Genomic DNA, 12241 nt, shown 5'->3' on the forward strand with positions numbered 1-12241 from the left:
TATCAATGACCACTATCGAAAGCGTTGATTGTCCGCAGCGCCGGTAAATCCCTAAGGTAGCCCCATCAGTTTGATGGAGGTTTTCCCATGGCTCAGGTTCAAATCATGTCGGTGATCGGCAGCGCAGTTCCCGCTTCGCTGCGTGCGTCGGGGTTGCTTGCCTGCTGGTATCTGGTGCGCGACGGCGAGCCGATCAGCGGCCCGCTCACTTCGTTGCCCGCGGCGCAAGCGCTGTCGCAACAAGTTGCCAGCAGCGCGTTTCAGGCCTAAGGCAGTTGCACCTTGGGTTTGGTCTCGACGAACAGTGCCCAGCTCGACAGGAACAAAGCGGCAATCAGCGGCCCGATGACAAAGCCGTTGAGGCCGAATACCGCGAGGCCGCCCAGCGTTGACACCAGAATCAGGTAGTCCGGCATTTTCGTGTCCTTGCCCACCAGAATGGGTCGCAGCACGTTATCGACCAGACCGATCACGAAGACGCCGAACAAGCCCAGCACCACGCCCTTCCAGATCATGCCGCTGAGCAGGAAGTACACCGCCACCGGCGCCCAGACAATCCCCGCGCCCACCGCTGGCAACAGCGACAGAAATGCCATCAGCACCGCCCAGAGCAACGCGCTGGGGATGTCGAGAAACCAGAAAATTGCCCCGCCCAGCGCACCTTGCGTCACGGCCACCAGCACATTGCCTTTGACCGTTGCGCGCACCACGCGATTGAACTTCAGTTGCAGACGGCGCTTGTGGTTTTCCTCCAGCGGCACCGCTGTGCGTATCTTGCGCGCCAGTTCGGCGCCGTCACGCAGAAAGAAAAACAGCAGATAGAGCATGATGAAAAAGCTCACCACGAACTCGAACGTGCCCTGGCCGAAGCTGAACGCTTGAGTTGCCAGCACTTGGCTGCCCTGCATCGCGGTTTTGACGATCTTCTCGCGCAGACTGTCGAGTTCCCCCATGCCAAAGCGATCGAGCAGATGCTGAAAATATGGCGGCAGGCTGTGTTTGAACTGCGCCAGATAGGCGGCGATGTCCAGCTCACCGCTTTCAATGTTCTTGTAGACCGTCGCGCCTTCCTGCACCAGCAGGAGGCTGACGATGATCACCGGCAGAATCGCGATCACCAGGCACAGGCTCAAGGTGCACAGCGATGTCAGGTTGCGTTCCCAGCCGAATTTCAGCTGCAGCCTGCGCTGCACCGGGGCAAACAGAATGCCGAGGATGACGGCCCAGAACACCGCGCCATAGAACGGCAGCAGAATCCAGATGAAGGCGACCGTGACCAGCACCAGCAGCACTGTCAGGGATTTGAATTGCAGACTCTTTTCGTTCATATCCGGTCCATGTCAGTCAGGCGTCCCGCACGCCCGCCCCACTTAGTCAGCCGCCGCGCGCGCGAGTGCCATGTTTATTGATGAGCATAGATCCAGATCAATAAACCCTCGCGACAGCTGCCCTACCCTTCGCGGCTTTTGCGACCGACACCGAGATGCCTACCCTCATCGCCCCCGAACTGCTCGCCCCCGCCGGCACCCTGAAAAACATGCGCTACGCCTTTGCCTACGGCGCCGATGCGGTCTATGCCGGCCAGCCGCGCTACAGCCTGCGGGTGCGCAACAATGAATTCGACCACGCCAATCTGGCGCTGGGCATTCGTGAGGCGCAGGCCCAGGGCAAGCGTTTCTACGTGGTGGTCAACATCGCCCCGCACAACGCCAAGCTCAAGACCTTCCTCAAGGATCTGGCACCGGTGATCGAGATGGCGCCGGATGCGCTGATCATGTCCGACCCGGGCCTGATCATGCTGGTGCGCCGACATTTTCCGCAGATGCCCATCCACTTGTCAGTCCAGGCCAACACGGTGAACTGGGCCAGTGTCGAGTTCTGGCAGCAACAGGGGCTGAACCGGATCATCCTGTCGCGCGAACTGTCGCTGGAAGAGATCGACGAAATCCGCGAACAAGTGCCGGGCATCGAGCTGGAAGTGTTTGTGCATGGCGCGCTGTGCATGGCCTATTCCGGGCGCTGCCTGCTCTCGGGTTACATGAACAAACGGGACGCCAATCAGGGCACTTGCACCAACGCCTGCCGCTGGAAATACACGGCGCAGGAGGCTACGCAAAACCAGCTCGGCGAGATCGTCCAGACCTTTGAACCCGAACCGACCCTGGGCCTCGGCGCACCGACCGATCAAGTGTTCCTGTTGCAAGAAGCCAACCGCCCCGAAGAATTGATGCCGGCGTTCGAGGACGAACACGGCACCTACATCATGAACGCCAAGGACCTGCGCGCCGTGCAGCATGTCGAGCGGCTGACGCGCATGGGCGTGCAATCGTTGAAGATCGAGGGCCGGACCAAATCGCATTTCTACTGCGCGCGCACCACTCAGGTGTATCGCCGGGCGATTGACGACGCGGTGGCCGGGCGAGAGTTCGATCGCAGTCTGATGCTCGACCTCGAATCACTCGCCCAGCGCGGTTACACCGAGGGTTTTCTGCGCCGGCATGTCCACGACGAATATCAGAATTATCAGCGCGGCAGCTCGGTCTCGGAGCGCCAGCAGTTTGTCGGCGAGCTGACCGGCGAGCGGCGGAACCAGCTGGCTGAGGTGAAAGTGAAAAATCGTTTCGCCTTGGGTGATCATCTGGAACTGATGACGCCCAAGGGCAATGTTCACTTTGATCTGCATGAGTTGCAGGGTCTGAACGGTAAAGCCATCGAGGTGGCGCCAGGGGATGGGCATACGGTGTATGTACCGATACCCGATGGGGTGGACCTGCGTTTTGGGTTGTTGATGCGGGATTTGCGTGTTGGGTGAATGGCGACCTGGTCGGGGCACGCGAAGTACGGCCGTGATTTGCAGGTGAAGCCGATGCCTCTTCGCGAGCAGGCTCGCTCCCACAGGAAATTTGTGTCAGCCACTGTGGGAGCGAGCCTGCTCGCGAAAAGGCCGGCACACTCAACGAATAATCCAGACCTCAGCGCCTATCATCCGACAACGGCGTCGGCTCATCCGCCGGCGGTACCTCGTCATCATCCGGAGGATCCTTCCAGTCATCCGGCCGGTCGTCATCGCTCAATGGGTCGCGACCCGGATCCATGCCAGGCGGTGCGTCGTGATCGCTCAGTGTCGGCTCGTCGCTGCCGGATACCGGGCGGGTCTGGTCGGTGGGCGCCATGCCACCGGGAACAAGCGCGTCATCAGCCATGCTACACCTCACAGAAACAGGCGCGGAATATCCGCGGCGTATTCGTTGGAAGCGCGGCCATCGACGGCGTGCGATACATCAGACCAGCGGTGTCACCCCTGTGCGATAAACCGATCACGACTATTGGTCAGGTGCAGCCACATGGCGGCGCGAGCGGCGTCCGGGTCCTGACGCTTGATGGCGTTCAGAATCGCCTCATGCTCCAGATTGGCCAGGTGCCCGAGCCTGCTCAGATCCGCCGCGCCGCGCTCGGCGGCATTCAGCCGATGGCGCGGGATCATCGCACTGCCCAAGTGCTGCATGATCTCGCTGAAGCAGGCATTGCCGGTGGCCTCGGCGATCAACAGATGAAAACGCCGATCGGCCTCCACGCAACTGTCGTTGCTGGCCAGCAGCCGCTGGTAGTCGTCCAGCGCCTGACGCATCTGTTGCAATTGCTGCTCGCTGCGCCGTTGCGCCGCCAGCGCCGCCGCTTGCGTCTCCAGGCCCATGCGCAGTTCGAGAATGCTGCGCACGCCCAGCGCCGTGTCGACGTTCAGGCGCAAACCTTGTTCCGGTGCGCGTTCAATCACGAAGGTGCCGATGCCGTGGCGCGTTTCAACCAGACCTGAAGCCTGCAACTTGGAGATCGCCTCGCGCACCACCGTGCGGCTGACGCCGTGTTCCTTAACGATGGAATTCTCCGATGGCAGCTTGTCACCGGGTGACATCTGTCCGAGCAGGATGCTCTGGGTGAGTTTTTCCACCAGGTCATGAGCGAGATTGTGCGTGCGTTTGCGCGCTGGCGCGTCGAGGTCTTCGTACATGATCGGTTCCGGTGATGGGGCTTGCCGATCGTAGCACTGCGTGATGACGGTTGAGACGGATTTAACGCTTCATGGCGTCGCAACTTGTATGACAACACTCAATATTCTTATCCCCCTGTGCCAGTCTACGGAACCGCGCGATCAGTCAGCCCACCAGCAAGGCGCTCGGCACATCCGACCAAAGTCCATTAAAAACGCGACAGAATCCGGTTTCCGCATAAGAAACCGCCCCATCAGAAGAATTTAATCACCTCACCCCACTTGTAGGACAAAAAAACTCAGTTGTATGATGTCTATCAACAAAGCAGCACCCTGCCCTACCCGCATAAAAATAATCAGTGGGAGAAAAACCAGTGAACACCTCCGTCTCGGGGATGCACGACGGCGTCGATCCAACGCTCGTCTCGGCCATCTCGAAAGTCAAACGCCACGTCCTGCCGCTTTTCGTAATCATGTTCATCGTCAATTACATTGACCGGGTGAACATCGGTTTCGTCCGTACCCACATGGAAACCGATCTGGGCATTGGCGCTGCCGCTTACGGCTTCGGCGCCGGCCTGTTCTTCATCGGCTACGCGCTGTTCGAAGTGCCGTCCAACATGCTCCTGCAGAAAGTCGGAGCCCGCATCTGGCTGACCCGCATCATGTTCACCTGGGGCCTGGTCGCCGCCGGCATGGCCTTCATCCAGAACGAAACCCACTTCTACATCCTGCGGTTTCTGCTCGGTGTGGCCGAGGCTGGTTTCTTTCCGGGGGTGATCTACTACTTCACCCGCTGGCTGCCCGGCGCCGAGCGCGGCAAGGCGATCGCGATCTTTCTCAGTGGCTCGGCCGTGGCCTCGCTGATCTCCGGCCCGCTGTCCGGCCTGCTCCTGCAGATCAACGGCCTGGGCATGCACGGCTGGCAGTGGATGTACTTCATCGAAGGGATGTTCTCGGTATGCCTGTGCGTCTTCGTCTGGTTCTGGCTGGATGCCAAACCCCACGACGCGAAATGGCTGACCCGCGCCGAACAGGACGCGCTGGTCACCGCCATCGACGATGAACAAAAGGCTCGCGAAGCCGCCACGCCGATCCGCCCGTCACTGGGCAAACTGCTCAAGGATCGGCAGATCATCCTGTTCTGCCTGATCTACTTCTTCATCCAGCTGACCATCTACGCTGCAACTTTCTGGCTGCCGAGCATCATCAAGAAGATGGGCGAGCTCAGCGACGTGCAGGTCGGCCTGTTCAACTCGATTCCGTGGTTGCTGTCGATCGTCGGCATGTACGCCTTCGCCTCGCTGTCAGCGAAGTGGAAACATCAGCAGGCGTGGGTGGCCACAGCGCTGCTTATCGCCGCGGCGGGGATGTTCATGTCCACCACCGGCGGGCCGATCTTCGCCTTCGTCGCGATCTGCTTTGCGGCACTGGGGTTCAAATCCGCCTCGTCACTGTTCTGGCCAATTCCGCAGGCCTATCTGGATGCGCGCATCGCAGCGGCGGTGATCGCGTTGATCAACTCAGTGGGCAACCTTGGCGGCTTCGTTGCGCCAACCACGTTCGGCCTGTTGGAACAACACACCGGCTCGATCCAGGGCGGCCTCTATGGTCTGGCCGCGACCTCGATCATCGCCGCCATCATCGTCTTCGCTGCACGCACCACGCCGAAACCTGCCTCTGAAAATGCTGTGGCCGACGCCGCGCCGAAACATGCCTGACTTCGTCTCGACAAGGAAAACAACAATGACTGTTCATGACACCGCCAAAGCTCCGATCATCACTGATATGCAGGTCATTCCGGTGGCCGGTCACGACGGCATGCTGCTCAACCTGAGCGGCGCCCACGGGCCGTTTTTCACTCGCAACATTGTCATTCTCAAGGACAACGCCGGCCACACCGGTGTTGGCGAAGTGCCCGGTGGCGAGCGTATTCGCCAGACCCTGGAGGACGCACGCAATCTGGTGATCGGCAGCCCGATCGGCACCTACCAGAAGATTCTCAATCAGGTGCGCCAGACCTTCGCCGACCGCGATGCCGGCGGCCGTGGCCTGCAGACCTTCGATCTGCGCATCACTATCCACGCGGTCACTGGCCTGGAAGCCGCTCTGCTCGACCTGCTCGGCCAACACCTCGACGTACCGGTGGCGGCGCTGCTCGGTGAGGGTCAGCAACGTGATGAAGTGAAGATGCTCGGTTATCTGTTCTACGTCGGCGATCAGCACCAGACCGATCTGGCCTATCGCAGCGAGCCGGACGCCGACAATGACTGGTTCCGCGTGCGGCATGAACAAGCCATGACTGCCGAAGCGGTGGTGCGCCTGGCCGAGGCGGCGCACGCCAAGTACGGCTTCAAGGACTTCAAACTCAAGGGCGGCGTGCTCAGTGGCGATGCCGAAATTGAAGCGGTGACGGCACTGGCTGAGCGCTTCCCTGAGGCGCGGATCACCCTCGATCCGAACGGTGCATGGTCATTGAAAGAGGCGATTCGTCTGTGCCGCGATCAGCATCACGTGCTCGCCTACGCTGAAGATCCGTGCGGTGCGGAAAACGGTTATTCCGGTCGCGAAGTCATGGCTGAGTTCCGCCGCGCCACCGGCCTGAAAACCGCGACCAATATGATCGCCACCGACTGGCGCGAGATGGGCCATGCGATTCAATTGCAGTCAGTGGACATTCCGCTGGCCGACCCGCATTTCTGGACCATGCAGGGCTCGGTGCGCGTCGCGCAGATGTGCCATGAGTGGGGCCTGACCTGGGGCTCGCATTCCAACAACCACTTCGACATTTCCCTGGCCATGTTCACCCACGTCGCCGCCGCCGCACCGGGAGAGATCACCGCCATTGACACCCACTGGATCTGGCAGGACGGCCAGCGACTGACCAAGGCACCGCTGCAAATCGTCGACGGCTGCGTGCAGGTGCCGCAGAAACCGGGGCTGGGGGTGGAGCTGGACATGGATCAAGTGGCCAAGGCCCACGAACTGTACAAAGGCATGGGCCTCGGCGCGCGGGACGACAGCGTGGCGATGCAGTTTCTGATTCCGGGGTGGAAATTCGATAACAAACGGCCGTGTCTGGTGCGGTGATGCCTCGCTGATATATGTAGGAGCTGCCGAAGGCTGCGATCTTTTGATTCTGTTTTGAAGATCAAAAGATCGCAGCCTTCGGCAGCTCCTACAATTCGGTGTTCAGCTTGGGATTTGCAGCAACCACTCCTTGAACGCCAGCATCGCCGCCGTTTCCGCTCGCGACTGCAACCGCGTCAACCAGTAACTGCCCGTGGTGATCTCGATCGCAAACGGCTGGCGAATCGCATCCGCCGCCAGTTGCCGGGCGAACATCAGCGGCGGCGCCAACGCCACCCCGCCGCCCTGCAGTGCCGCTTCCATCATCGCCAGCGACGAGTCGAACACGATGCTCTGCGGCGGTGCCGCCTGAGTCGCCAGCCCCGCCGCCTGAAACCACTCCGGCCACTCATCGGTGCGGTAGGAACGTAGCAAAGTCTGCTGCAACAGGTCCGCCGGCGAGTGCAATTGCCGGGCGATTTCCGGTACACACAACACCGACAACGGCGCATCGAGCAAGCGCGTCGCTTCAATGCCATGCCAGGCGCCAGCGCCGAAACGTATCGCGTAATCCAGACCTTCCGCCGCCACGTCCACCCGGTTGTTGTGCGTCGACAGGCGCAAATCAATCAATGGATGTTTCGCCCGAAAATCCGCCAGCCTCGGCAACAGCCACCCCACGGCAAAGGTGCCGACCGCGCCCACCGTCAACATGTCCCGATACCGCCCGCCAGCCAGGCGTTCGAGCAGCTGCGCAATGTGATCGAATGAAGTGCTGAGCACCGGCAGCAAGGTCTCTCCTTCACTGGTCAGCATCAAGCCACGGGGCAGGCGTTTGAACAGGGTAAGGTTGAGTTGTGCTTCCAGGCTTTTGACCTGGTGGCTGACCGCCGCTTGCGTCACACACAGTTCCACGGCGGCGCGGGTGAAGCTCAAGTGACGCGCCGACGCTTCGAAAGCGCGTAACGCGTTTAGCGGCAGTTGCGGTCGAATCATGCGCTGTTCCAAATTTTTCTAATGGCTCGTGCGAGTTTTCATCGTTTGTCGATGGCGGGCGAAGTGCCTAAATTAGCCGCGCTGATCAGCCCCCGATGAAAAATCACCCGCAGTGTAGCGGGATACAACAATCGACACTCATGGAGAGTGATTCAAGCATGTATTCATTCAAGCCAAGCAAGGTCTTTCCCTACAGCGCTTTCGCACTGTTGTTCAGCAGCGTTGCCTGTCAGGCTGCCACGCCAACGGATGCGCAATTGCAGGCACTGGTCACGCAAGCCGTGACCCCGGCGATGCAGAAAAACAACATTCCAGGCCTGACCGTAGGGCTCACGATAAATGGCCAGACGCATTACTTTAACTACGGAGTCGCCGCCAAGGATACCGGGCAAAAGGTCAGCGAAAACACCCTGTTCGAAGTCGGTTCGGTGAGCAAAACCTTCACCGCAACCCTCGCAGGTTACGCCCAGGCCACCGGCAAACTGAACCTTGCGAGCACGGCCAGCCAGCTCTGGCCCGAACTCAAGGGCAGCGCGTTCGACAGCATCAGCGTGTTGCAGCTGGGCACCTACAGCGCCGGTGGTTTACCACTGCAATTCCCGGCTGAAGCGGATTCTTCCGACAGGATGCTCAGCTATTACCAACAGTGGAAACCGCAGTTTCCCGCCGGCAGCCATCGCCTGTATTCCAACCCGAGTCTCGGCCTGTTCGGCTACCTGACGGCGAAAAGCCTCGACCAGCCGTTTGACCAGGCCATGACCCAAACCCTGCTGCCGAAGCTCGGCCTGCATCACACTTTCCTCAGTGTGCCGCCGGCGCAATCGAAGCTTTACGCCCAAGGCTACGACAGCGCCGATCAACCGGTGCGCGTCAGCCCCGGTGCACTCGACGCCGAAGCCTATGGCATCAAAACCAGCGCCGCCGATCTACTGCGTTACGTGCAGGCACAGCTGAGACCGTCCAGCCTCGAGCCAGACCTGCGCAAAGCCATTGCCAACACGCACACCGGTTACTACCGCGTCGGCGATATGACCCAGAGCCTGGGCTGGGAACGTTACGACTACCCGATCAGCCTGGAAAAACTGCAAAACGGCAATTCGACCCCCATGGCCATGGAGCCACACAGAGTCGACTGGTTGACCCCGCCGCAAGCTGAACCTGCCAATGTGCTGTTCAACAAAACCGGTTCCACACGGGGCTTTGGCGCGTATGTGGCGTTCGTGCCGTCGCGGGACATGGGTATCGTGATCCTCGCCAACAAGAATTACCCGAACGTCGAACGGGTGAAAATTGCGCATACGATTTTCGGTGCGCTGGCAGAGTAAAAAAGATCGCAGCCTTTGGCAGCTCCTACGGGATCGGTTTTCACGCGGTCCATGCCGATGAATTGTAGGAGCGAGCCTGCTCGCGAATGCGCTGGATCAGACGCCTCTCAGCGCCAGAAAAACCGCTATCGCGAGCAGGCTCGCTTCCACATTTGCTCTCTGCATCACACAAAAAAATGTGGGAGCTGGTTTGTCAGCTCCCACAGGTTTTTTGCTCCATTCACGCAACGCGCCATCAATCATCCGGCATCTGCGGCGGCTTGCTCGGTTTCGCCGGTTTGCTCGGCTTGCTGCCCTTCGCGCCTTTGGCCGGTTCCGGCTCGGTGGCGGCGGGTGCTTGCGCTGCGGCGGCAGCGGCGGCTTCTTTTTCGGCCATGGGCATGGCGTCGATGGTTTCGAAGATTTTTGTCAGGCTCAAAGCCTTGGCTTCGTCACCCGAGGCGGAGAGCTTGGTTTCGCCGTCCTTGCCCACCAGGAACACTTTCGGATAGGTCCCGGCGCCCAGCTTCAGCGAGCGCAGCAGGGCCATGGTGTCCTGCTGGCCCATGTCCTTGCCGTCGAGCTGGCCGGACATGTTGAGGATGGTGTAGACCTTGATGTTGCGGTCGGTGACGCCCTTTTTGTTGGCCGGGTCTTCCAGCGATTTTTTCAGGCTCAGCCACACCGGGTCGACGGTGCTTTGCGCAATCACGACCAGCGGGCGGGCGCGGCCCATGTCCCCGGCCAGGGGTGAATCGCTGTCGGCGGCGAACAAGGGGCCGGCGATCGCCAGCAAGAGGGTCAGGGTCAAGGTCAGGGACCTGATGAGCATGCGCATCTCCTTTTGATATCCACGCACTACTGATTGCGCATCGTGGCGATTGTTCCGGCGGCGCCTGGCAAAAAGGCATCGCCCTGCCAAAAGCTTAGGTCAGGGAAAACTTTGCGCAACATCGCAGACGTGACCACTACGCCGATTGGATTAGCGGCCCCGAGCGCACCGGGTGGCTGCTCTACCAATGGTGCTGAAGTTCGTGATCCCGCGCTGACGCTGTGGCGCTCAGCAGGATCAGAATGCCAACTTGTAACCAATCAACACCAGCATCGTCGCCAGGCACGGGCGCAGGACTTCGTCGGAGATGCGCCCGGTCAGGTGGCTGCCGAGCCAGATACCCGGCAGCGAGCCCATCAGCAGGAAACTTAGCACCCCCCAGTCCATGTTGCCCATGCTCGCGTGGCCGAGGCCGGCGACCAGGGTCAGCGGTACGGCGTGGGCGATTTCAGTGCCGACCAGGCGGCGGGTCGGCAGCAACGGGTAGAGGATGAACAAGGCGACGGTGCCCAGTGCGCCGGCGCCGATCGAGGTCAGGGCGACCATGGTGCCGAGGACCAGCCCGGTGATCACCGTCATGGCATTCAGACGCGAACCGCTCGGGTTGTAGTTGCCGCCGGCGCGTTTGTGGGCGAATTCGAGCAAGCGTTTCTTGAAGAAAATCGCCAGCGCCGTGGCGAACAGGACGAAGCCGAGGGCCTGTTTGATGATGGCGTTCATCGCTTCCGGCGCGGTGTGCAGGGTGCTGAGGAACCACAGGGTCATGGCCACCGCCGGCACGCTGCCGAGGGTCAGCCAGCCGGTGATCGCCCAGTCGATATTCTTGTTCTTCTTGTGAACGAGGACACCACTGGATTTGGTAATGGCGGCGTACAACAGATCAGTGCCCACCGCCGTCGCCGGGTTGATGCCGAACCACAGCAGAATCGGCGTCATCAACGAACCACCGCCGACACCGGTCATGCCGACAATAAACCCTACGACCAGCCCCGCAATGACCAGGCCGAAATTTGCCAATTCCATTCAAACGTCCAGAAAACGACAGGAAAAATCTGGCCCGCAGCATAGCGATTTTTCATATAACCACATATATCGATGCGGTCTATCGTTATGCCATATCGGCATTCAGCGAAGTACCCCTGTGGGAGCGAGCCTGCTCGCGAAGGCGGTGGGTCAGCAACCGATGATTTGAATGATCCGGCGCCTTCGCGAGCAGGCTCGCTCCCACAGTGGTCTGGCTCACTGCACCGGCAAGAAATTCAGAAACAACAGACTCTGCGCGTAATTCAGGCCGATCCTTCGATAGCGCTCATCCAGCATTTGCGTGAGCAGATCCAGGCGTGCGACGACTTTGCTGAATTCGGTGGCGAAGCTGAGGTTGCTGCCCTCCTCCGAGATTTCGTTGGAGAACAGCAGCGGTTGGCCCTCCTTGTTCTGCCGTTGCGACAAAATCCACATGGCTTTTTCGATGTTGCGCGCGGCGTTGTGCACGAAGGTCGGGTTGATCGCGTCGGTCATGTAGAACTCGGTGCGATTGCCGTGGGCGGTGACCAGCATGCTGCCGATCGCATAGATGAACGCGCCGACCCGGTCGCCGAGGAATTCCCGGCTCATCGCGTAGCTCAGCGCCGCCAGATCCTTGCGCCCGCCCAGCACGGGCAGCGGCTGCTGTTGCTCGACAGCGAGGCGTACCTGTTTCACGGCGGTGTTGATGTTGAGGAAGCCCGACTTGCGCAGCTCTTCCGGGTTGCGCAGGTACAACTTGCCCATCAGCCGATAGAGGCTGTCGAGGTTGTCGCGCATTGCCAGGGTGGCCATGCGGTCGACGCTGGTCTGCAAAAACTCCTGCGGCTGCCCTTCACGCATCTGATTGAAGAATCCGTTGCCGTTCTGATGGCTGCAGCCGCTGAGCAACAACGGGAACAGCCAGGCCAGCAGCAGGCACGGGCGGCGGTGAAAGGCGCTGATCAGGGCAAAAACACTCGGCATGAAGTCTCGGACAGGCACATTCCTGTGCGGCGGGAGTCACCGCATCCTGGCCATGCATAGAGC

General features: G+C 60.4%; 12 protein-coding genes. 5 read left to right on the forward strand and 7 right to left on the reverse strand.

All coding sequences use genetic code 11. The annotated features are described in order from the left end of the window. The first annotated feature begins 87 nt into the window (after positions 1-87). The gene (locus VNV36_RS01780) at positions 88-270 is read left to right on the forward strand and encodes a hypothetical protein (protein WP_325715659.1); all 183 of its coding nucleotides are present in this window, start codon (positions 88-90) and stop codon (positions 268-270) included. Here the strand turns inward: VNV36_RS01780 and VNV36_RS01785 are convergent. Further along, positions 267-1328, reverse strand: a complete 1062-nt coding sequence (locus VNV36_RS01785; RefSeq protein WP_325715660.1) for an AI-2E family transporter — start codon at positions 1326-1328, stop codon at positions 267-269. The two genes, VNV36_RS01780 and VNV36_RS01785, sit on opposite strands and share 4 nt — an antisense overlap. 155 nt (positions 1329-1483) lie before the next feature. On the opposite strand from VNV36_RS01785, the gene trhP reads away from it, so the two are divergent. After that, the gene (trhP, locus tag VNV36_RS01790; protein ID WP_325715662.1) at positions 1484-2812 is read left to right on the forward strand and encodes a prephenate-dependent tRNA uridine(34) hydroxylase TrhP; all 1329 of its coding nucleotides are present in this window, start codon (positions 1484-1486) and stop codon (positions 2810-2812) included. A gap of 160 nt (positions 2813-2972) precedes the next feature. Here trhP and VNV36_RS01795 read toward each other — a convergent pair whose 3' ends face one another. Further along, positions 2973-3203, reverse strand: coding sequence for a hypothetical protein (locus tag VNV36_RS01795; RefSeq protein WP_325715664.1), 231 nt, complete (start codon positions 3201-3203; stop codon positions 2973-2975). 92 nt (positions 3204-3295) lie between these two features. Further along, positions 3296-4009 (reverse strand): FadR/GntR family transcriptional regulator, encoded by a 714-nt coding sequence (locus tag VNV36_RS01800; RefSeq protein ID WP_325715666.1) that lies wholly within the window; start codon positions 4007-4009, stop codon positions 3296-3298. A gap of 353 nt (positions 4010-4362) precedes the next feature. Here VNV36_RS01800 and VNV36_RS01805 point away from each other — a divergent pair, with 353 nt between their 5' ends. Both VNV36_RS01805 and gudD read left to right on the forward strand, forming a co-directional pair. Further along, on the forward strand, positions 4363-5709 hold the full coding sequence (locus VNV36_RS01805) for an MFS transporter (protein WP_325715668.1): 1347 nt from the start codon (positions 4363-4365) through the stop codon (positions 5707-5709). Positions 5710-5734: 25 nt separating this feature from the next. Further along, positions 5735-7078, forward strand: coding sequence for a glucarate dehydratase (gene gudD, locus VNV36_RS01810; protein ID WP_325715670.1), 1344 nt, complete (start codon positions 5735-5737; stop codon positions 7076-7078). 102 nt (positions 7079-7180) lie between these two features. Here the strand turns inward: gudD and VNV36_RS01815 are convergent, their stop codons facing one another. Then, entirely contained in the window at positions 7181-8053 is an 873-nt protein-coding gene (locus tag VNV36_RS01815) for a LysR family transcriptional regulator (RefSeq protein WP_325715672.1), read from the reverse strand. A gap of 158 nt (positions 8054-8211) precedes the next feature. On the opposite strand from VNV36_RS01815, the gene ampC reads away from it, so the two are divergent. Continuing rightward, positions 8212-9378, forward strand: a complete 1167-nt coding sequence (gene ampC, locus VNV36_RS01820; RefSeq protein WP_325715674.1) for a class C beta-lactamase — start codon at positions 8212-8214, stop codon at positions 9376-9378. A gap of 235 nt (positions 9379-9613) precedes the next feature. On the opposite strand, the gene VNV36_RS01825 is transcribed toward ampC, so the two are convergent. The 3 genes from VNV36_RS01825 to VNV36_RS01835 all read right to left on the reverse strand — a co-directional run bounded on the left by VNV36_RS01825 (position 9614) and on the right by VNV36_RS01835 (position 12178). Further along, positions 9614-10189: a DUF4174 domain-containing protein gene (locus tag VNV36_RS01825; protein ID WP_325715675.1), complete on the reverse strand. Its 576-nt coding sequence runs from the start codon at positions 10187-10189 to the stop codon at positions 9614-9616. 237 nt (positions 10190-10426) lie between these two features. Continuing rightward, entirely contained in the window at positions 10427-11212 is a 786-nt protein-coding gene (locus VNV36_RS01830) for a sulfite exporter TauE/SafE family protein (RefSeq protein WP_325715677.1), read from the reverse strand. A gap of 216 nt (positions 11213-11428) precedes the next feature. Further along, positions 11429-12178: a hypothetical protein gene (locus tag VNV36_RS01835; protein WP_325715679.1), complete on the reverse strand. Its 750-nt coding sequence runs from the start codon at positions 12176-12178 to the stop codon at positions 11429-11431. Between the last annotated feature and the right edge of the window lie 63 nt (positions 12179-12241).

This window comes from Pseudomonas sp. (assembly GCF_035554175.1).
GTDB lineage: Bacteria > Pseudomonadota > Gammaproteobacteria > Pseudomonadales > Pseudomonadaceae > Aquipseudomonas.